The organism is Paenibacillus camerounensis, assembly GCF_000723885.1.
Lineage (GTDB): Bacteria > Bacillota > Bacilli > Paenibacillales > Paenibacillaceae > Paenibacillus_AQ > Paenibacillus_AQ camerounensis.
The window spans coordinates 38,124-58,333 of sequence record NZ_CCDG010000049.1 but is presented as its reverse complement, the minus strand read 5'-3'; the positions used below and the strand labels follow the sequence as shown (position 1 = coordinate 58,333).

The window sequence follows — 20,210 nt, the reverse complement described above, 5'->3', positions numbered from 1 at the left end:
GGGGGCGGGCTATTACGGCTTGGGTCATTGGCTAGCTTTTATCTAGTCCTAAATGTTTTTGGAGATGCAATAGCGACAGGGGCTCTATCCGCTGGTCTTCAGGAATATTCTCATAGAGAATATGTGCTTTCCCTGCTTGGGCGAACCGTTCCCGTAATGCCGTAATCCTGCCTTTATTAAAATCAATAAACTGAAAATCCAGCTGTTGTAAATGCGCCATTTCGGTCAAAGGCTCTAGATCCTTCGCTTTAACGGCTGTGGAAATCTCTCTTAGACTTAACCGTTCAAGCCGCTGTGCTGTCCATAAAGGATCAATCTGTTGTAGAGCCTTCATCTGGTCCAGTTCAAGCTGTCGAAGATCGTGCATTCTAGAAAAATCGCATAAAAATTCCACCTTGGATAAGGATAATCGCAGGTACACGAGCTTATGCATTAATTCTATTTCCGTTAAATCTGTTAAGTTACGTATACCTGCTAAACTGAGCATTGTAACTGTCGAATCGACCAGTGCGTCCAGTGAGCCTTCCAATGTACAATCATGAATAAAGAGACACTTCAGCTTCGGTAATTGACGAACAAAATCAAGCTCATAAATAGTAGTGCTCAAAAGTATTGTATCCAGCCTGGTAGCATCACCTATCGGTGATAAGTCGTGAAATTTCCCATGCACCGAAAGATATTTAAGCTCTGTAAAGCTCGAAATAAAGCTTAAATGTACCGGCTGTCTGCTGGTTATTGAAAAATAATGCAACCGCTCTAACTTACCAAGTATACTTAAATCAATGCTATGGCGAAGGTGTAACTGCAAGGCAGTGATATGTTGTAATTCCGCTATCGCCTGTAGCAATTGCTGGGTATAACGCCCCTTCATATCAACCTGACTAATGGACAGCACTAAATCTGGGCGTATAGCAAACACATGCTTATCTAATTCAGCCAAATCTTCGAGCTTGTCTATACCAATGACAAATGAAATAAGCGCCCGCTGCCGCAGCTGTTTCGTCGCGTCCATCATTTTACTTCTTGTCCAGGGTGCACCACTCATAGAGCTTGTCCATACCACGCCCATCACTAATCCCCCATTCATTCAAAGTGGCTCGTCTTTCATCTAATTACAATCGAATATGCAATATGCAAGAAATAGGATAGCAGAAGCAATTGGAAATCAATCACTTACTACTATACCTTATATTGAGTAGTGACTGCTAAACTCTACAATTGAAGAAATAGGGAGTATCATAGAGGGGAGAGTGAGGTTTGTGGATTGGCTGGTGAAAATTGGGGGGGGGGCAGATGAAAACAAAAGATGTTATTTATATGATCTATAACGAAAGTGAACAGTCAGTAACATCAATGGGAATTGAATTTATTGACTTTATCAATAGCCTTACAATTGAACCACGCAATATATTGCTCCTTGCATCTGGATATACAGGTGAGGACTTTCATAATGGGCTAAGGCTAGAATTTGTAAGAAAAGAAAATCTAAACGACCTGTATAGAGAAAATGTGTATTCTTATGGTGATTTTTGTTGGGTGGATTTTGATGAGATGATTAACCTGGATAATCTTACATCACATGAGAAAGCGGAGCTATTGTATTTAGGGCATTATAAACAACCACTTAAAGGCCCTTTCTTTGAAAAACTCAATAATAAGTTTGTGTACTTAGCGCATGATGATGGCTGGTTTAATAAAATCTACTATAAAGATAAAAATCAATATCTTGATGTGTTAGGACGTCTGCTTTCAAATAGATTGAAGTCTTATCGAAAGAATGTGTCGTTATTAGGTCCCGATATTGGAGAACAATTAATGTTATTCGCTAAAGATGGGATACTGGTCGATTTTTATAGAATTGTTAAATCAAGCAACAGCATAGAAATCCCTTTCAACATTATTGGAACAAACATGGACTTTGATGATGTATATAACAACATGGAAAGACATAAGGCGAAAGCTAACTTAGAATATTGGCTTGTATATAATAAAGATGAATGGGCGATACGTACGTATAAATAAAATATATGAACGTGCAATCTGTACAATGGAGAGAGATATTTGTGGAGAATAGATTGTGTAAAGCGCTCATTAAGTGGAATAAAGACCCGAGCAAGTTCCCAGTGAACGAGTGGATGCGTGACCTAGTTGTATACTATGGTGAAATGAAGGATAAGACAAGTTATGGCGAAACGTGGACTGTGCTGGTTAGGATAACAGGACATATTGGAGATACGTGGAATACATATGCTGATGTTGCTTTTATAGTTGACGAAGCACCTTGGCAATTGCTCGAATCAGGATATAGCTTTAATCTTTGGGCTGGAAAGGATATTGCGAAAGTCAGCATTATCTAGAGGGCTAAGATGATGGACGTTATTATAAAGAGCATCGGCTATTCTAATTGTCTTTGGTGGGATGTCGGTGGTGCTTACTAATTAAGGGAGGGGATAATTATCATAAAAAAATATATTCCGATTGTCTTGCTTTGTTTCACTTTAATATTATCGGCTTGTACCCAAAGTGAAGAAGATACACAAGAATATTCAGGAGTTATAGTTGATGGTACAGGTATGGGCTATGAGTACAGCGTAACCAAAGAGGGAAATTCATTCTCCTGGAGGGTAGGTTACAAAGGAGATATAACCACTATCAAGGAAAGTATCGACAATAAAGATGAATTGCAAAATTATATGATGGCTGTAAGTGATATTAAACGGGTATTTTCAAAACTAATCATATCGTCATCATACTTTATAATAGTAGCAGTGATTTGCTTTTACCTTTGTAAGAAGAACAGGAAAATACTTAAAGATGTAGCAGTTGTATTTCTATTAGCTAGTATTATTGCCTTTTATATTGCTATTGAAGCATCGTTTGATTTAAGTTTCGCATTACAAGATATTAAAATGCATTATCTGCGGTTAACTAATTGAGATAATGAGGAAAACATTTAATACATTGAGGTGTTGCTACCTTTTTTCCTTAAACTGTGCTTTCCCCCACCATTTTGGGTAAACTAACCCTAAGCAATACTTTACCTAAATCCCATTGAAACGAGGTGATGCCCCATGACAACTCAAAAAGTACCCAATAGATTAGCTAAGGAGAAGTCGCCGTATCTGCTGCAACATGCACACAACCCGGTGGATTGGTTCCCTTGGTCTGAAGAGGATTTTGAAGTCGCTAAACGCGACAATAAGCCTGTCTTCTTATCTATTAGGTATAGCTAGTTGTTGATACCCAAGAACTTGTCATTGATGAGATGTTTGTGTGAATCAAAAAAATATAAAGTTGCAGTATGATGGGGGACTTTTTGATTCGCCATACTTTTGCCATGTTCATATGTTCAAAAATATGCGAAAGTGATTCTAAAGAAAGATCATATTAGTCTACATAAGAATGGAGTACTTATTGCAATAGACTTACCTCGATCCGTATGTGACAATCCATGTAGGTAGTCTACCACGGATACCCCTACGCGGTTAAGCACACTCGTTCCTAGCCTAATGGTCTAAATTCGTCAAGTTTCATGAAGAACAGAACATTATCAGAAATTGATGTGAATTGGAGGATAGTAATGTCAAGAATGAGTCATGCCATTTATTTTAATAGAAAGCAAACGTATTTGTGCGCACTTGATGTAGATGGCGAGTTTCACAAGTATGAGAAGACCAGAGATAAATTTACTTGTATTTTTTGTGGTGTAAAAGTTCAATTTTCCAGAGGTAAAGAGCATAATGATCCTCATTTTAAAAATTGGCCTCTTACTAGTCACAAAAATAACTGTGTTATACCTATTATAGAAAGCCAGAAAGAAAAACATGAAAATGTGGGTGAAGTTGAACTATTAGTATCAACAATTCTTCCTAGAGCAAAGAGATTAAATAGTAATCAAACTAACTTGAGTGTTAACAGATCAAAAAAAGCCAGGGTATTTGCGGGTAAAAGAAGTAAGAAATTTATATATAGTCTGATAAATTTATTAGATAATAAGAATTATTTCAAAATAAAGCCGGAGTTTGAGGAGTTGCAGCTTTTAATAGAGGATGGAAGCACTATAAAATTGAAAGAATTAATTGGGAGTCAGGATGAAATTATTGAAAGAATAGAACAATCGCAAGAAAAAAGAGCTATCTGTATTTTGAGAGGCAATACAAGATCTGCTCAGATTATTAAAAATAACATTAAGATTCCACTAACAAAAGGGAATAATCCAATATATAAGAATACGAATGATTTTTCCTTGTTTATTAGTTGGGATTACGCAGAGAAGAATAAAGAATTTATTAAATCCATAGAGAACTCATTAATAGTTTGTTATGGAGAAGCGACCACTAACGAATTTGGTACACAGATAGAGGTGTATTCAATTAAAAACCAAATTACACTATTAAAGAAATACAAGTGATTTTTAAGATGAATCAGTATGATTCTCTATATTAAGAATTTCGTGAATATTACATTATTTGAAAGATAATAAGTAAAGATCGAATCGCTCTAAGTTTATTTTGAAAAGATACAATGAAATAATATTCCATATAATATATGTAAAATGAATCTAAACTGGAATTTGTGAGGGGATTAAAATAGAAGAATTAAAACCAACCGAAAAAGAGAACGAAGTATTATCATTATTTTATAATAGATTCTATGATTTATATGAAGAAGTTGTAAATGATGATTTTATTAATAAGGAGGCTAAAACAAGATTTTATAAACTAAGAGAATCATTTTCGATATATAAAGAATTATTGAGTTATGAGCCGATTAAAAAATATATTAATTGGATGAAAAAAGGTGGACGACCTCATTTTGAAGGGATAATTGCGGATGATTTGTTAAGTTTTATAAGAAATTTATTATTGCATTTTCCTATTTTTGATACATGGGATGAAGTTTATATAAATAAAAACTTAGCCACGTGGAGTAAAGTGGGACAAATAGATAAATTTCTAACAAAAGGTATTGAAGGAAAAATTGATGGTAAAGGTACGGTGAAATATAGAATATGGGAAGAAAAAAGAAAAAAATGACATATTTTTGTATTGATTTTCCCGAGAAATACGATAATTCAAATATTTACTTAAAGGATATAATGTCTGAAGAAGTTAGGATGAAATTTTGTATGGCATTAATGAGAGCGATTTTAGATACTCAGGTAGAGGATTCAGAAGTACCAGATATAAAAATAATGTCCCAAGTATATCTACCAATAAAATAAATATTTGAAACTGCATAAATTCTAATTTATTAGTGCAATAGGTATTTTGAAAAATGATAATTCAATCTCGTATTATCCATGTTAAGCAAATAGATTATAGGTATGTAGATAGGTGAACTGCCAGGGGAGGAATTCTTGATTTGAGGATTCTATCCGCTACTCAGAGAGTATCTCAAATTTAGATTTGGGTTAAGATTCTATTATAGAGATAGTGCTTGAATTACATTTAGTGCAGGTGGAAATATGACAAATATGAATTTTAGACCAGAGGACTTAGTTAAGCTTATTGAATTATGTAAGAGAATATCCGATTCGGAATCTTATTTAAAACCTTCAACTCAAAGGACAAAATATGCCGAGATAATATTCGAAAAACTAGTATTGTATAGTATTAGTTTTTTTAAATTATGGCCGAAAAAAGATGATGAAAAAAGTGAACTGTATCTTGATTCTGCTACTTTTGCAAGTATCGCAAGAAATATCATTGAAACCCATAATATACTTCAATATGTTTGTGAACGTAATATTTCACAAGAAGAGTTTAATTACCGAGTAAAATTGATGAAATACCATAACATCACAGATTATTTTAAGATTATTAACAGATTTGGCTTCTCAGAGCAGGGTTACATTATTCAAATGTATGATTGTGTTTTTCGAATACCTGCTACTGAAGATTTATTAGAAGACTCTATTTATCTCTCTCTTTCTGAAGGATTGCAAAAGGAAATCATAAAAGGCAAGATTCCATATCACTGGGCAAAAATGGTCAACAAAAAGAGTCCTTTGGATAGAAATATAGAATCAGGTGTATACAATATATTGTCTAATAGTATTCATTCTTTTCCTCTAGGACTAAGTAATTCATCTACAAAATCAATAGGTTTCGGTCATTTTGATTGGAAAAGCTTACTTTTTATAACTTTGGAAGTGGTAATAATGTATCTCTCTTCAGCTATACGAATTTATCTAATGACAAGACCAAAGTTGGCAACTCGCCTTTCTGTAGAGGAGAAAAAGTTCATTAAAATGATGATCAGAGATAATAATTTTAATATTTGGTTACATGATCGAATAAAAAAAAGTGGTGAGGATTTTTTTCTTTAATATGATCAATCAAAGCGCTGGTTTAGCTAATTGAAATGTTCTTGTGATAATTAAGTTCTATTATTTAGAATATTTAGAAAAATTCGATTTTAAGAAACCATTTAAACTTAAAGGAGAATTGAATAATGATAAATTTTAAAGAACTACCTAGAGATGGAACAGACTTGGAACGACTAACAAGGGAATTATTTCATCGTGAAGGTTATGAAGTACATTGGACAGGAAAGGGTCCCGATGGAGGCCGAGACCTAATTGTTATTGAAAAGGTACAGGGACCGCTTAGTAAATTTGAACGAAAATGGCTTATTCAGTGTAAACATAAAGCACATTCTGGAAATAGTATCGGTAAAGATGAAGCTAACTCTTTGATAACAGATTGTGAAAGGATAAATGCTGAAGGTTATCTAATGGTTTGTACAACTTCTTTGTCTTCTGGTTTAATTCAGGCATATGAAGAAATTAAATCTTCACGTAAGTTAGTTATTGATTATTGGGATGATGTTAAACTTGAAGAAAAACTATTAAAGCCAACGAATTTTCAATTGGTAGACCAATTTTTCCCTATTAGTTCTAAGCACGTTGGGTGGAAGATATACAATGCAAACTCACCGTCATTATGGGCGGCCCATTTTGAATATTCATTTATTTATTTATCTGCAAGACTTAATATGCATTTCCCGGGTCTTGATATTGTAGAGAAAATACATAAATACGCTGAAGAAACGTCACTAAGATATGGAGTATTAGCAAGGCTTAGGGCAGTTTATTACGATGACAAGTATACAAATTATTATGCATACATAGATTATTTAATTGATAAGAATGAAATAAAAGAACAGCAGAATCCATTTGATGAAGACGATATAGATGAGAAATATTATAAGTTTGAGAGTGCTTTGCCATATATGATTAGTGTGGAAAATGGAGGATTATCATTACAATGGGATGTTAAAGGCTATAAAGTAGATAAAAATCATGATGGTTATGACCCTAATGGAAAAGAGTTCTATACTCCATACATAAAGAATTTTGAACGTGGTAATTCAAGAGAAATAGATTAGAATATTCTTTAAAAGAGACTTTCATTTCACTGATAGTCTTTTTTTATGCATTTTAAATTAACCGGTGGCTTTAAGGTTTTGTATCATCACTTTTTCTAAAGTAGGAATCTACTGGTTCTTTCAATGTTTTATCTATAGCAGCAAAAATAGCTGCTGATAAATATATAAATCTTTAAATACTAATTGAGGGTTGGAGAGAGGATACTTATTGTATTTGTTTTCTTTTTGTTCCTCTGTACACAAATTACTGGATAGATGTATCAAGAGATTTCATACTGAATCAAGAAAATCATTAACTATAGAAGATCCTTAATATATTTATTGTTACAGTTACCATATGGAAATCCTATCAAGACATAGAAGTTTTATTGTATAAAAAAATAACCTTTAAGACATCCCTAATGACCAGAGATGAATTCCGGAAAAGAATCAATATATCTTTATTAGCATCTAATACTAATAAAACTGGGACAATTCTGCGAAGTAATATTGGGTATCTATCCACTCGTAGCATACTCCAGTTATTATTTTATCTTAATACATTTCAACTCCTTGCGCCTTCCCCCACTTTTTTGGGTAAACTAACCCTAAGCAATACATTACCCAAATCCCAACGAAAAGAGGTGATGCCCCATGACAACTCACAAAGTACCCAATAGATTAGCCAAGGAAAAGTCGCCATATTTGCTGCAACACGCGCATAACCCGGTGAACTGGTTCCCTTGGTCAGAAGAAGCTTTTAATAAAGCTAAACAGGAGAATAAACCTGTCTTCCTATCTATTGGGTATAGCTAGTTGTTGATTCACACGTACCTGTCATTGGTGCCACGTAATGGAAAGAGAATCCTTCGAAGACCAGGACGTCGCCAAGCTTCTCAACGACCACTTCGTAGCCATCAAAGTCGACCGCGAGGAGCGGCCGGATATTGACGGGCTGTATATGTCGGTGTGTCAGGCGCTGACCGGGAGCGGGGGATGGCCGCTGACGGTGCTGCTGACGCCGGACAAGAAGCCGTTCTATGCGGGGACGTATTTCCCGAAACGGCGGATGCTGGGGCGCATTGGACTTATGGATATTCTGGAGCAGATCCATACAAAGTGGGAGCAGGACGGCGATGCGCTGGACAAGCTCGGCGATGATCTGCTCGCAAGCTTGCATGAGTTGGACCGCAAGAATGCCCAGCAGGCGGGCGGGGATAGCGGAGCGCTGCCCGGTGAAGAGCTGCTGCATGAGGCGTTCTCGCTATACCAGCGCCAGTTCGACGAGGAATACGGCGGGTTCGGCAATGCGCCGAAGTTCCCGACGCCGCATAATCTGTCGTTCCTGATGGCATACAGCCAGACTTACCAGCAGCCGGAAGCGCTGCGGATGGTGGAGAAGACGCTGGACAGTATGTACCGCGGCGGGATTTACGACCATATCGGCTTCGGCTTCTCCCGTTACTCGACGGACCGGGAATGGCTGGTGCCGCATTTTGAGAAAATGCTCTATGATAACGCCCTGCTGGCTATCGCCTATTTGGAAGCTTTCCAGATTACCGGGAAGCCGCTGTATGCGGAGATTGCCGTGCAGATCTTTACGTATGTGCGGCGTGATATGACTTCGCCTGAAGGGGCGTTCTACTCGGCTGAGGATGCTGATTCCGAAGGTGTAGAAGGCAAGTTCTATGTTTTCACCCGCGATGAGCTGGCAGAAGCGCTGGATCTGGAGGATATGCACTCCTACTGCAACGTGTACGGAATTACACCTGAGGGCAACTTCGAGGGGGCAAATATTCCGAATCTACTGCAGGGTCTGCCGGAGGATATGGCTGAACGGATGGGTATGAATCCGCTTGGCATGAAGACGCGGACCGGAGAGTGGCGCGAGAAGCTGTTCGCTTACCGCGAGGAGCGGATTCATCCGCTGAAGGATGATAAGGTGCTTACTGCCTGGAACGGTCTGATGATCGCGGCACTGGCGAAAGGCGCGAAGGCGCTGCAAAAGCCGGAGTATGCCAAGGCAGCAGCAGCGGCGGCAGATTTCATCTGGGAGCAGCTGCGCCGGCGTGAGGATGGCCGCCTCTTGGCCCGTTACCGTGACGGGGAAGCGGCGATTCCAGCCTATGTGGACGACTATGCCTTCCTGATCTGGGGCCTGACTGAGCTATATGAAGCAACAGGCCAAGTGGTCCATCTGGACCGGGCACTGCAGCTGAAGGATGGACTGCTTGCGCTGTTCAGCGACGAGGAAGGCGGGGGCTTTTTCTTCACCGGCATAGACGGGGAAGAGCTGCCGATCCGCTCGAAGGAGCTGTATGACGGGGCGCTGCCGTCCGGTAACTCGGTTGCAGCCAAGCAGCTGTACAAGCTGTCGGTGATTACGCAGGATGTGGAGCTGAAGGCGATAGCTGAGCGGACAGCTGCGGTACTGGCTTCTGCGGCGGGAGAATATCCGCCGGGTTATTCAATGTACCTGCAGGCGCATCTGGCGCTGCTGTCCGGCGGACGCGAATGGGTGCTGTCCGGCAAGCTGGAGGACCCTGTCCTGCATAGCATGCTGGCCCAGGTCCAGCAGACTTACCTGCCGGATGCCTCGTTAATTGTCAATTATGCAGGCAGTGACGGCGAAGACCTGCACAAGCTCCTGCCTCATCTACAGGATAAACCGGCGGTGGACGGGCAGGCTACGGCATACGAATGCCGGAACTTTGCCTGCCGTGCTCCGCTTACCAGTCTGGAAGCAGTCAAGGAGCTGCTGGCTACGGGCCGGCAGGTGTAACACAAATATAGAAGGGACAGCCCATGCCGGGCTGCCCCTTTTTCCCTTGGTCTCCGACCCAGTCTGCTAACTTAGGTAAACTCAGCATAAAAGGAATCCCGCGGAATCGCTGCAGCCAGCCTGCGCCACTGGGTCTGGAGCTCAGCGATAACGGCTTTGCCCGGCCAGCCGGCCGGCAGCAGCTCATCCGGCAGGGAAGGGTCGGCCATGATCAGGCCGCTCATCTCCTCGCCGATCTGCAGGAACAGCAGGAACAGCGGCAGTGCCTCACCGGTGCGGATAGCCTTATCTGCAAGCGGGATAAACTCCCGGGAGATCCAGGCGCTTTTATCCAAGTACAGTGCTTCGAGCTTGTCCAGCTGCCAGATGTCCCAGGCCTTGGCCGGGGTAATCGTTCCCTCCGCAAATTCGCCGCGCAGAATGGAGACATTGCCGGTGAGCTGCAGGCTCGCAACAGAGTCCGTTACTTCCTGGCGATAATTCCAGGGGGAGATGTAGACACTGTTATATAGAAGCCCATAGCCAAGCTGCAGAATAGCGGTACGAAAAGCATCCCGTTTCCTGCGCTCCTGCTCCGGGACCTCGAGCATGACCACATCCCAGGTATGATCCCACTGCTGCTCATAACGGGCCGGTTTGCTGTTAATGGACTTGATATAGGCGCGTCCCGCAGAGGTGATGCAATACAGGGAACGGACCGGTGAGGCGATGTAGCCCTCTTTTTTCAGGCGGGACAGGCTGTTGCGGATATAGGTAGAGGTGTAGCCTCTCAGTTCATAGATTTCCACGAATTGCTGGACATTCATCCGGTCCACACGGGACAGCAGGAAGAGCATGGTTTTTTCGACAGACAGCAACGTTATCACGCCTCTCTTGACAGGTAGTGATTTCAAATATATTATAAATGTATACGTTCGTTATGAAAATAGATATATTGAGCAATGGAAGCAGGGCAACCCCAAAAGCTGCGAAGCCCGTCTGTACTCATTTGTCATTGTAACGTAAACGATATGCTTTTGCACGGTAAGTCCATCACTTTGATAGAAGAAGAGGAGAGATAAGAGATGAAGGTTATTTTTCACGGCCATTCCTGTGTACAGCTTGAGGTAGGCGGTAAGTCGCTGATTATCGATCCTTTTATTAGCGGTAACCCGGCTGCGGTGACGAAGCTTGAGGATATTAAGACAGATGCGGTGCTGCTGACCCATGCGCATGCGGATCATATTCTGGATGCTGCGCCGATTGCGATTGCCAATAACGCGCCGGTGGTGGCAACTGTGGAGCTGGCTACGTATATCGGATGGAAGGGTGTTAAACAGACGATCGGGATGAACATCGGGGGGACGGTGGACCTCGGTTTTGCCAAAGCGACAATGATTCATGCTTTCCACACCAGCGGCATTACACTTGACGATGAGCAGCAGATTATTTACGGCGGCATGCCTGCGGGCTACATCATTGAAGCGAACGGCAAAACCATTCTGCACGCCGGAGACACCGGGCTGTTCAGTGACATGAAAATGTTCGGCGAGCTGTATAACATCGACCTGGCGATTCTCCCGATGGGCGGACATTTCACAATGGGGCCGGAGCATGCGCTGATTGCTGCCAAATGGCTGAATGCCAAGCATGTATTGCCGGTGCATTACAACACCTTCCCGCCGATCCGTCAGGATGTGGCAAGCTTTGTGGATGCCTTGGCTAAGGAAGGGATTCCCGGCACAGCGCTTGAATACGGCGGAAGTCTGGAGCTGTAACAATCTATAACGATCTATAACTTTCTGATACTTTCTGTACTATATAGATTCGTAGAAAGGCATCACTCCGGTGGTGTCTTTTTTGTATGCGGCAATGCAGGCAGGTTCTCGGTCATTCGGTTAAAAGAAAGCAAAATACCTGCGTTCCTGTTAACACTAACTTTTACATCCCCCGAATACGGGGCCAACAAAAGAGCTGTAACATTGGTTTCAGGGCCGGAAGCAATACAAGCCGGTGACCACGCGATAAGCGAAAGGGAGTGTGCCTCAGTATGAAGCATAATCCTATCATTGCTTCCATTACAGTAGAATCACAGATCAGGCAGGCTATAAGCTGCACGGTGAACAGGGTAAACCTGATGACCGGCAACATTAACAATCTGGGACAGCTTGTACGGCCGTTGCAGGAAGCGGGCAAGCAGGTTTTTGTACATGTCGAGATGGTCGGCGGAATCGGGCGGGATGCGGCGGCGATCCAGTATCTGGCTGATGCTTTTAAGGTAGACGGGATTATTACTAGCAAAAGCAATGCCATCGCTACAGCCAGGCAGCACGGGCTAGCCAGTATCCAGCGGGTATTTGCAATCGATTCGGCGGCTATAGAGACTGCGCTGCGTATGATTAAGTCGAGTAATCCTGATGAGGTTGAGCTGATGCCCGGTCTTATGCCAAGGATTATTAGTGAGATGAAGCAGCGTATCCGGCAGCCGCTAATTGTTGGCGGATTGATCCGGCACGAGGAAGAGATCAGCAGTGCACTGGAGAGCGGCGCAGACTACGTATCAATCGGCGACGCGTCATTATGGAAAGACCTGAAACTACATACAGCACCCCGGGGTGGAGACGATGAGAAAACCCAGCGGTCAGAAATTGGTGTTCCGATCTAACGTATACCTATACGCGTAGAGGAGGGCTTCCTTTCTGGAGCTGGTTTTTTTGTGCGCAAAATTCCGGTTGTACCGGCAACATGAGAGAAATGAGGTGGCCGCAGATGGACATCGCTTCGTATGAGGCATATTGCTTTGATCTGGATGGAACTGTGTTCATCGGGGATCAGCTGCTACCGGGAGTGGAGCAGGCAGTGGCAGAGCTGCGCAGGCGCGGCAAAAAAATTCTTTTTCTCACCAACAGCGCGGTGCACACCCCGCTGGACTGCCTGAACCGGCTGGCCGCAATGGGCCTGAGCTGCCGGGAAGAGGAGATCTTGACCGCGCTGTATGTCAGCGGGATGTATTTTGCCAGGCAGGAGCCGGGGGCGAGGCTGTATCTGGTCGGTGAAGACGTGATGCGCAGGCAGATGGAGCTGTGCGGCGTGACGGTTACGGACGATCCGGCGGCGGCAACGCATGTGCTGATCGGCATGGACCGGAGCTTCACCTACGAGAAGCTGCGGCTTGGAATGACGGCGGCGAGATCGGGGGCAGCGCTGGTCGCTGTGAATCCTGATCCGGTCTGCCCGGTGCCGGGCGGCTATATTCCCGATACCTGGGCCATCGTCAAGGCGCTGGAGATCGCAGCCGGTAAGCCGTCTGAGCTGGTGATGGGCAAGCCGTCACTGTACTATGCCCGGGAAGCACTGCACAAGCTGGGATTTGCCCCGGAGCAGTGCCTGATGGTCGGCGACCGGCTGGAAACGGACATTCTGATGGGCCATAGCAGCGGCATGCATACCGCACTGGTACTAACGGGAGTGAGCTCCCGCACGGATATTGAGCGGATGCAGATTCAGCCGCATTATGTGCTGGACACGCTGGCCGATATTGTTCTGCCGGGAATCATACATGAAAGAACAAGCTAATATAGCACGCAACTATATTTATAACCTGATGAGAAGACGATTTATCACTTCCACATCGAGAACATCCTATGAAATCAAATAAAGGCGGCAGTGCCCGCCCTTTCTTCTTCTCGGTGATGCACTTGCCCTGTTTGAAGGTAATGGCACGGCATAATGAATGCGCCAGGCTGAAATAACTGTACTTTCTGCAACTAAACCTGGCTAAATAGCTCCGCAGCAGGTTTTAACTGCACTCTATACATTAATATTTTCCGAAAACGCCCGGAACAGGCCTTTTTAAGGAGAATAGATGTACGGAATACAGTTATTCTCTAATAATGATTAATTTCTGCTGTTTTAATTGTACAAAGTACACTTAAACCGATTTGACTCTGAACCGGCTGACTGAGGTTGGCGCTTTAGCAGGGGAGATCCACTGCTGCCCGCCGCTGTACCTAAAGCGGGAACTGGAGCCGTTTTGCTAGTCTCTTAATGATGTTCTATATAGACCCATTCACAAGGAGGTTGAACAGATTATGAATAGCTGCAAGGTTTTGGCCCACCGCGGAGCGAGCGCTTATGCCCCTGAGAATACGATGGAAGCCTTCCGGCTGGCGGTTGAGCAGGGGGCAGACGGTTTTGAAATCGACATTAACCTCAGCAAGGACGGGGAGATCGTCGTCATTCATGATGACAGCATTGACCGGACCTCAGACGGACAGGGAGACATTACCGCCTACACCTTGAAGGAGCTGAAAGCCTTCAATTTCAATAAGGGTTTTGCAGAAAAATATACAACCGCACGCATCCCTACGCTGCGCGAGGTGCTGGAGCTGGTGAAGGAGCACGGGCTGTATCTGAACATTGAGGTCAAGGATATCCTGTCCAAAATGGAGCTGTACGCCGGACTTCCCGGCGCAGCAGCTGAGCTGGTGCGGGAATACGGGCTGACGGAGCAGGTGATTTTCTCCTCCTTCAATCATTACTCGATGGTGAGGCTGAAGAATGAGTGCCCGGAGATGAAAACAGGGCTGCTGTACATTGCCGGACTGTACCAGGGAGCTGAATACGCCAAGCTGACCAAGGCTGACGCATTGCATCCGGTGTTCTTTGGTGTGAACCGTGAGGCAGTGGACGAAGCCCGCGCCGCCGGAGTGCAGGTTAACGCCTGGACGGTAAATGAGCCCGAGCATATCGGCTGGATGCTGGCGGCCGGAGTGGATGCGATTATTACGGACCGGCCGGATGTCTGCATCGGGCTGAGAGGGTAGCAGGATGAACAAGACAACCATATTAGCCCACAGAGGGGCAAGCGCCTATGCGCCGGAGAACACGATGGCTTCGTTTGAGCTGGCCCGCAGGATGGGGGCACAAGGCATCAAGCTGGATGTCCAGCTGACCCGGGACGGCAAGCTGGCCGTTATCCATGACCATACGATTGACCGTACTTCAAACGGCAAAGGCCGGGTCAGCGAACTGACGCTGGCGGAGCTGCGGGAATACGACTTCTCCTACACCTTCCAGGGAGAGTATAGCACCGAGGGCAGCCGGATTCCTGAGCTTAAGGAAGTCATGCAGTTCGCCAAGGAGAATGGGCTGTTCATCAACATTGAGACTAAGGACTATGCCAATCCTTACGGTGAGGTGAATGTCCGCACGGCAGAGCTGGTAAAAGCCAGCGGCTATCAGGAACAGACATTAATCTCTTCCATTAACCATAACGCGATGGCCCGGCTGAAGCGCGGGTATCCGGAGCTGCAGACGGCGATTGCTTTTATGGAAAGCTACTATCGGCTGGATGAATATGCGGCCAGCTGCCGGGCAGATGTGCTGCATCCGTATTACCTTGGCGTGGACGCGGCGTTCATGGAAATAGCCAAGAAGAGCGGGTACGAGGTGAATCCGTGGACCGTGGATGATGAAGCGGAGATCCTGCGGCTGCAGCAGCTCGGAGTGACACGGATTATGACCAACCGGCCGGATGTCGGCGTGGGGGCGCTGAATAAGGTGACGGTATAGTTTGGACTGAATTTAACAATAAGGGGAAGTGGCGGAGGAGAATTTTGGAACTGTAGGAGCGTTAGCATCCGCCTAAAAGCTTTTCGTAGAAAAGCTAGCTCCGGAAGCATAAGCAGTCTGTGGATTTCCACCGTTAAGAACGGTATAAATCAAGAAATCTGCAGAAGGGCAGCGGCCGGAAGTCCAAACATTCTCTGGAGTCACGGCGAAGCCCAAATGTTACTAACCCCGCCAAAGGAGGAAACCATGAGCAGCATTGTACTGGAGAACGTAAGCAAAGCCTACGGCGATAAAAGCATCATAGAAGGACTGAATCTGACGATTGAGAGCGGAAGCTTCACTGTGCTGGTCGGGCCGTCCGGCTGCGGAAAATCGACGACGCTGCGGATGATTGCCGGGCTGGAGGAGCAGACCGGAGGCCTAATCTCCATCGGCGGCAAGAGCATGAATCAGGTGGAGCCGGGCAAGCGCAATCTGGCGATGGTCTTTCAGAATTATGCGCTGTACCCCACAATGACGGTGGAGAAGAACATCGAATACGGCTTGAAAAATAACAAGGTACCCAAAGCGGAGCGGAAGCGCCTGATCACTGAAATTGCGGAGACGGTGGGCTTAACCAAGCATCTGCACAAAAAGCCGGAGTTTCTCTCCGGCGGCGAACGGCAGCGGGTCGCGCTGGCCCGAGCGATGGTCAAGAAGCCGGCGGTCTTCCTCATGGATGAGCCGTTGTCGAACCTCGATGCCAAGCTCCGCCAGCAGATGCGCATCGAGCTGATTGAGCTGCATAAGAAGCTGGGCGCGACCTTCATCTATGTTACACATGATCAGGTGGAAGCGATGAGCATGGGCACACAGATTGTGCTGATGGACGGCGGGCGGATTATGCAGGAGGATACGCCGCACGGGATCTACAATGAGCCGCGCAATATGTTCACCAGCCATTTTATCGGCACGCCGCCGATGAACATTCTGGAGCTTGTCCGGTCAGGCGGCATCCTCAGCGAAGCCCCGCACGGGGCGAAATTCTTCGGGTTCCGGCCGGAAAAAGCAAAATTTATACCCGAGCCGGGGCTTGCGCGTGAGCAGCTGCTTGAGCTGGATGCTGTTCTAGGCAGCCGCGAGCTGCTTGGCTCAGAGGTAATTTACAAAGCGGTGCTGGCAAGCGGGCAGAGCGTAGCCGTCAAATGCTTCGACAGTCCCGAGCGCAGCCTGGAGCCGGTTAAGCTGTATGTGAACAAGGAGCATTTATTCTTTTTCGACGCACAGGAGCAGCGGACTCCGGCAGACGGCAGCAGAGCAGGCGTGACTGTATCGTCCATCGGGGACACAGCATGAAGAACCGTAGTAAGAGCATGAAGCTGCTGCCTTATCTGCTGGTTGCGCCGGCGGTGATGATTCTGACGATTTTTTACATCTATCCGATTCTCTACAACGTATACCTGAGCTTCTTCACCTGGAATATGCGCGGGCCGATGAAGTTCGCCGGACTGAATAATTACATCGAGCTGTTCAAGGGCCGTGATTTTCTCAGTACCCTGAGTAATACGCTGCTCTACATGGTGATGGATGTGACGCTGGTGATGGTGCTGGCGATGCTGTTAGCCCTCTTTTTGCAGAAAAACACCTTCATCAACCGCTTCATTCAGACACTGAGCTTCACGCCGAACATTATCTCCCTGATCTCGGTCTCGCTGATCTGGATGTGGCTGATGAATACCGATACCGGGCTGTTCAACTATCTGCTCTCCCTGATCGGGGCCGGGCCGGTGGGCTGGCTGACGGATAAGCAGGTGGCGTTATTTTCACTGGTGCTCGTGTCGGTCTGGAAGTCGGTCGGCTTCAATGCGCTGATTATCACCTCGGCACTCGGCTCGATTCCCGCTCATCTGTATGAGGCTGCGGCGCTGGATAATGCATCGAAGCAGTCGGTCTTTTTCCAGATTACGCTCAAAATGATCTCCCCGACCCTGTTCTTTCTGATCCTGATGAACATCATCGGCTCCTTCCAGGTATTTGAGACGATCAACATCATGACCCAGGGCGGACCGGCGAATGCCACGAACACGCTGATCTTCAGTATCTACAAGCAGAGCTTTGAGTACTACCGGGTCGGTTATGCGGCGGCGATGGCGGTGGTGCTGATGGCGATAGTGGGGCTGATTACGATTTTCTACTTCAAGGCCCTTAACAGACGGGTCCATTACCGGTAAAGGAGCAGACTTGTGAAAACATTGATAAGAGCGCCCGGGCTGATCCTGCGAATTCTCATCTCGGTGCTGCTGATCGTCATCTTCCTGACGCCGTTCTACTGGATGATCCTGACCGCCTTCAAAACACTGGGCGAAGTCCTGGCGATGCCGCCGAAATTCTGGGTCGAGTCGCTGCAGTGGCAGAATTTTAAAGATGCTTTTACCAGGATTGATTTCCTGCATTATACGCGGAACTCCCTGATTATTACGCTGGGAACGCTGATCGGTCAGGTGCTGGTGGTTGTTCCGGCGGCTTATGCGTTTGCGAGATATGATTTTAAGGGCAAAAATGGGCTGTTCGGCACTGTGCTGGCAACAATGATGATCCCCGGACAGCTGATCTTTCTGCCGATCTTCGTGATGTTCGCGAAGTCCGGGCTGCTGAATACTTATGTGTCGCTGATTGTTCCTTTTATCGCCAGCGGTACGGCTATCTTCATGCTGCGGCAGACGTTCATGCAGGTTCCTGACTCCCAGCTCGAAGCCGCACGGCTCGATAATGCCGGAGAATTCAAAATCATCTACACGATTATGATGCCCGCCGCGATCCCGACCCTGTCAACGCTTGCGCTGCTGACGTTTATCGGGACGTGGAACAGTTACTTTTTTCCGCTGGTGTGGACGACGACAGATGCTGTCCGGACGTTGCCGCTCGGTATTCAGAGGCTGCAGGATATTGAGGGCTTAAGCCCGCAGATTGTGATGGCCGGTAATATGATGCTGATTGTGCCGATTCTGATCGTCTTTGTGGTGGCGCGCAAGCAGATTATCAAGGCGTTTACTTACATGGGAGTGAAGTAGCGGCAGCGTCCGCGGGCTCCCGTGCTGATCCATAGCTTCAGCAGTACACACATTAGAGAAGTTTCCAGGAGGAGAAGTGGACAATGAGTATGTGGAAAAAGAAAGTTCTGCCGCTGATGATGACAGTTCCTGTAACAATGGGGTTAGCTGGTTGTACGCAGACAGATGCTGAGGTATCGGCTGCACCCTATGAGAAGGGGGATCAAACCATCGAGCTACAGTTCTGGACCTCCGCTGTTGAAGAGGTGAATCAGACGCTGGTGGACCAGTTCAATGAAACCAAGGGTGCTGAGCTGAACATCCACGTTAATGCTGAGTATCAGGGCGACTACTGGGAAATGCAGCAGAAGGTGAATGCCGCGGCTATTGCCGGTACGCTGCCGAATGTATTCGTGGATGAAGTGGCGATGACCAAGGGTTTTGCCGACAATGATATTATTGTGAATTTGGAGCCTTATATTAAGGCTACGGACTTTGACCGGTCTGACTTTCAGATCGGGGATCTGGGCAATTTGTACGTCGGTGAGGACCTGTATGCCTTCCCTCATATGAGAAGTGTGCCGGTGATGTATGTGAATAAGACGCTGGCGGCAAAAGCGGGACTTGATGCGAACGGCCCTGCTACCTTTGCCGAGCTTGAAGCATATCTGCAGGCAGCACATGACGCTACCGGCGAACCGCCGATGTACCTGTTCAACTACGATTTCTGGGTAATGGAGGCGCTGCTGCATTCCTACTCCGGGACTACGGTTGTTAATAAGGAAGAAACGGAATCGAATATCAACAGCGAAGGTGCGGTCAAGCTGATTACCTTCATTGAAGATCTGGAGTCCAAAGGACTGGTCAAGGTGCTCGGCGTTACCGATTCGGATGCCTTCTATGCCGCGATTGCCAAGCCAAGCACGGCCCTGATCTTCTCGAGTATCGGCGGATACAAGACGCTCGCGGGTATGGCGCAAAAGAACGGGCTTGAGCTGGGCGTATCGATGATCCCGACAGGCGAAGACGGAACACGGGGCGTGCCGGTTGGCGGCTCCAATACGTATCTGGCTAATACCGGAGGTGACCAGGAAAAAGCGGCTGCGTTCGAATTCATGAAATGGCTGTCGGATACCGAGCAGGCTGCTTACGCCTCTGCCAACACCGGTTATCTGCCGACCCGCCTGTCTTCACTGGACACGGACCTGATGAAAGAAACGATCGCGGCATTTCCCGGCTACCAGGTAGCTTCCGATCAGCTCGAGTTCAGCAAAATGCGTCCAATGACCGGCGCATACCATGAGATCGAGGATCTGATGGGCGGCCGGATTAACGAGATCTGGCTGGAGAACCTGAACATTCAGGAGAGCCTGGATAAGCTGGCTGAGGAAGTGAATGTGATTTTGAACAGGTAGGCTGTGCGGTGTTTACAAAATGAATAATAAGAGGGGAAAGCTTCTGCTGATCTTTAGCGG

21 protein-coding genes and 1 pseudogene are annotated in these 20,210 nt (G+C 45.9%); 20 read left to right on the top strand and 2 right to left on the bottom strand.

Annotated elements, in window-relative coordinates; genetic code table 11:
* Window positions 1–31 precede the first annotated feature (31 nt).
* Entirely contained in the window at window positions 32–1,069 is a 1,038-nt protein-coding gene (locus BN3772_RS18500) for a leucine-rich repeat domain-containing protein (RefSeq protein WP_042201263.1), read from the bottom strand.
* Between the two features lie 224 nt (window positions 1,070–1,293).
* On the opposite strand from BN3772_RS18500, the gene BN3772_RS18495 reads away from it, so the two are divergent.
* From BN3772_RS18495 to BN3772_RS18450, 11 genes and pseudogenes are all read left to right on the top strand, one after another.
* Window positions 1,294–2,022, top strand: coding sequence for a hypothetical protein (locus tag BN3772_RS18495; protein ID WP_042201261.1), 729 nt, complete (start codon window positions 1,294–1,296; stop codon window positions 2,020–2,022).
* Between the two features lie 41 nt (window positions 2,023–2,063).
* Entirely contained in the window at window positions 2,064–2,357 is a 294-nt protein-coding gene (locus tag BN3772_RS18490) for a hypothetical protein (RefSeq protein WP_052380581.1), read from the top strand.
* 216 nt (window positions 2,358–2,573) lie between these two features.
* A complete protein-coding gene (locus BN3772_RS18485; RefSeq protein WP_042201258.1) occupies window positions 2,574–2,936 on the top strand; it encodes a hypothetical protein in 363 nt (120 codons plus the stop codon).
* Between the two features lie 135 nt (window positions 2,937–3,071).
* Window positions 3,072–3,230: pseudogene (locus BN3772_RS18480) on the top strand (DUF255 domain-containing protein); the annotation flags it as partial.
* Window positions 3,231–3,580: 350 nt separating this feature from the next.
* Window positions 3,581–4,411, top strand: coding sequence for a hypothetical protein (locus BN3772_RS18475; RefSeq protein ID WP_042201257.1), 831 nt, complete (start codon window positions 3,581–3,583; stop codon window positions 4,409–4,411).
* Between the two features lie 343 nt (window positions 4,412–4,754).
* Window positions 4,755–5,036, top strand: coding sequence for a hypothetical protein (locus BN3772_RS31355; protein WP_244444785.1), 282 nt, complete (start codon window positions 4,755–4,757; stop codon window positions 5,034–5,036).
* Window positions 5,012–5,224, top strand: a complete 213-nt coding sequence (locus BN3772_RS31350) for a hypothetical protein (RefSeq protein ID WP_244444784.1) — start codon at window positions 5,012–5,014, stop codon at window positions 5,222–5,224. The genes BN3772_RS31355 and BN3772_RS31350 overlap by 25 nt, the downstream gene beginning before the upstream one ends.
* A 243-nt stretch (window positions 5,225–5,467) precedes the next feature.
* Window positions 5,468–6,331 carry a hypothetical protein gene (locus BN3772_RS18465; protein ID WP_042201256.1) on the top strand — a complete coding sequence of 288 codons (864 nt, stop codon included), beginning with the start codon at window positions 5,468–5,470 and terminating at the stop codon, window positions 6,329–6,331.
* A gap of 125 nt (window positions 6,332–6,456) precedes the next feature.
* Window positions 6,457–7,392, top strand: a complete 936-nt coding sequence (locus BN3772_RS18460) for a restriction endonuclease (RefSeq protein ID WP_042201254.1) — start codon at window positions 6,457–6,459, stop codon at window positions 7,390–7,392.
* Window positions 7,393–8,025: 633 nt separating this feature from the next.
* Complete coding sequence (locus BN3772_RS31570; protein ID WP_086074645.1) at window positions 8,026–8,187, top strand: DUF255 domain-containing protein; 162 nt, start codon at window positions 8,026–8,028, stop codon at window positions 8,185–8,187.
* A gap of 37 nt (window positions 8,188–8,224) precedes the next feature.
* Complete coding sequence (locus BN3772_RS18450; protein ID WP_042201253.1) at window positions 8,225–10,153, top strand: thioredoxin domain-containing protein; 1,929 nt, start codon at window positions 8,225–8,227, stop codon at window positions 10,151–10,153.
* Window positions 10,154–10,224: 71 nt separating this feature from the next.
* Here BN3772_RS18450 and BN3772_RS18445 read toward each other — a convergent pair whose 3' ends face one another.
* Window positions 10,225–11,010, bottom strand: coding sequence for a PaaX family transcriptional regulator C-terminal domain-containing protein (locus BN3772_RS18445; RefSeq protein WP_042201251.1), 786 nt, complete (start codon window positions 11,008–11,010; stop codon window positions 10,225–10,227).
* A 207-nt stretch (window positions 11,011–11,217) separates the two neighbouring features.
* Between BN3772_RS18445 and BN3772_RS18440 the strand changes: the two genes are divergently transcribed.
* From BN3772_RS18440 to BN3772_RS18400, 9 genes are all read left to right on the top strand, one after another.
* Window positions 11,218–11,910, top strand: coding sequence for a metal-dependent hydrolase (locus tag BN3772_RS18440; protein WP_042201250.1), 693 nt, complete (start codon window positions 11,218–11,220; stop codon window positions 11,908–11,910).
* A 272-nt stretch (window positions 11,911–12,182) separates the two neighbouring features.
* Complete coding sequence (locus BN3772_RS18435) at window positions 12,183–12,797, top strand: glycerol-3-phosphate responsive antiterminator (protein WP_086074644.1); 615 nt, start codon at window positions 12,183–12,185, stop codon at window positions 12,795–12,797.
* 104 nt (window positions 12,798–12,901) lie between these two features.
* Complete coding sequence (locus BN3772_RS18430; protein WP_042201249.1) at window positions 12,902–13,708, top strand: HAD-IIA family hydrolase; 807 nt, start codon at window positions 12,902–12,904, stop codon at window positions 13,706–13,708.
* 515 nt (window positions 13,709–14,223) lie between these two features.
* Complete coding sequence (locus BN3772_RS18425; RefSeq protein ID WP_042201248.1) at window positions 14,224–14,958, top strand: glycerophosphodiester phosphodiesterase; 735 nt, start codon at window positions 14,224–14,226, stop codon at window positions 14,956–14,958.
* A 4-nt stretch (window positions 14,959–14,962) separates the two neighbouring features.
* Complete coding sequence (locus tag BN3772_RS18420; protein ID WP_042201247.1) at window positions 14,963–15,706, top strand: glycerophosphodiester phosphodiesterase; 744 nt, start codon at window positions 14,963–14,965, stop codon at window positions 15,704–15,706.
* Between the two features lie 246 nt (window positions 15,707–15,952).
* Window positions 15,953–17,041 carry an ABC transporter ATP-binding protein gene (locus BN3772_RS18415; RefSeq protein WP_042201245.1) on the top strand — a complete coding sequence of 363 codons (1,089 nt, stop codon included), beginning with the start codon at window positions 15,953–15,955 and terminating at the stop codon, window positions 17,039–17,041.
* Window positions 17,038–17,916: a carbohydrate ABC transporter permease gene (locus tag BN3772_RS18410; protein ID WP_042201243.1), complete on the top strand. Its 879-nt coding sequence runs from the start codon at window positions 17,038–17,040 to the stop codon at window positions 17,914–17,916. The genes BN3772_RS18415 and BN3772_RS18410 overlap by 4 nt, the downstream gene beginning before the upstream one ends.
* 12 nt (window positions 17,917–17,928) lie before the next feature.
* On the top strand, window positions 17,929–18,756 hold the full coding sequence (locus BN3772_RS18405; RefSeq protein ID WP_244444783.1) for a carbohydrate ABC transporter permease: 828 nt from the start codon (window positions 17,929–17,931) through the stop codon (window positions 18,754–18,756).
* Between the two features lie 83 nt (window positions 18,757–18,839).
* Window positions 18,840–20,150: an ABC transporter substrate-binding protein gene (locus BN3772_RS18400; protein ID WP_042201241.1), complete on the top strand. Its 1,311-nt coding sequence runs from the start codon at window positions 18,840–18,842 to the stop codon at window positions 20,148–20,150.
* Window positions 20,151–20,210: the final 60 nt, after the last annotated feature.

What these genes read in the sequence shown, in the direction of transcription:
- BN3772_RS18500 (WP_042201263.1), bottom strand. Translation starts at nt 1,069, where the DNA reads ATGGGCGTGGTATGGACAAGCTCTATGAGTGGTGCACCCTGGACAAGA.
- BN3772_RS18495 (WP_042201261.1), top strand. Translation starts at nt 1,294, where the DNA reads ATGAAAACAAAAGATGTTATTTATATGATCTATAACGAAAGTGAACAG.
- BN3772_RS18485 (WP_042201258.1), top strand. Translation starts at nt 2,574, where the DNA reads ATGGGCTATGAGTACAGCGTAACCAAAGAGGGAAATTCATTCTCCTGG.
- BN3772_RS18475 (WP_042201257.1), top strand. Translation starts at nt 3,581, where the DNA reads ATGTCAAGAATGAGTCATGCCATTTATTTTAATAGAAAGCAAACGTAT.
- BN3772_RS31350 (WP_244444784.1), top strand. Translation starts at nt 5,012, where the DNA reads ATGGGAAGAAAAAAGAAAAAAATGACATATTTTTGTATTGATTTTCCC.
- BN3772_RS18465 (WP_042201256.1), top strand. Translation starts at nt 5,468, where the DNA reads ATGACAAATATGAATTTTAGACCAGAGGACTTAGTTAAGCTTATTGAA.
- BN3772_RS18460 (WP_042201254.1), top strand. Translation starts at nt 6,457, where the DNA reads ATGATAAATTTTAAAGAACTACCTAGAGATGGAACAGACTTGGAACGA.
- BN3772_RS31570 (WP_086074645.1), top strand. Translation starts at nt 8,026, where the DNA reads ATGACAACTCACAAAGTACCCAATAGATTAGCCAAGGAAAAGTCGCCA.
- BN3772_RS18450 (WP_042201253.1), top strand. Translation starts at nt 8,225, where the DNA reads ATGGAAAGAGAATCCTTCGAAGACCAGGACGTCGCCAAGCTTCTCAAC.
- BN3772_RS18440 (WP_042201250.1), top strand. Translation starts at nt 11,218, where the DNA reads ATGAAGGTTATTTTTCACGGCCATTCCTGTGTACAGCTTGAGGTAGGC.
- BN3772_RS18435 (WP_086074644.1), top strand. Translation starts at nt 12,183, where the DNA reads ATGAAGCATAATCCTATCATTGCTTCCATTACAGTAGAATCACAGATC.
- BN3772_RS18430 (WP_042201249.1), top strand. Translation starts at nt 12,902, where the DNA reads ATGGACATCGCTTCGTATGAGGCATATTGCTTTGATCTGGATGGAACT.
- BN3772_RS18425 (WP_042201248.1), top strand. Translation starts at nt 14,224, where the DNA reads ATGAATAGCTGCAAGGTTTTGGCCCACCGCGGAGCGAGCGCTTATGCC.
- BN3772_RS18420 (WP_042201247.1), top strand. Translation starts at nt 14,963, where the DNA reads ATGAACAAGACAACCATATTAGCCCACAGAGGGGCAAGCGCCTATGCG.
- BN3772_RS18415 (WP_042201245.1), top strand. Translation starts at nt 15,953, where the DNA reads ATGAGCAGCATTGTACTGGAGAACGTAAGCAAAGCCTACGGCGATAAA.
- BN3772_RS18410 (WP_042201243.1), top strand. Translation starts at nt 17,038, where the DNA reads ATGAAGAACCGTAGTAAGAGCATGAAGCTGCTGCCTTATCTGCTGGTT.
- BN3772_RS18400 (WP_042201241.1), top strand. Translation starts at nt 18,840, where the DNA reads ATGAGTATGTGGAAAAAGAAAGTTCTGCCGCTGATGATGACAGTTCCT.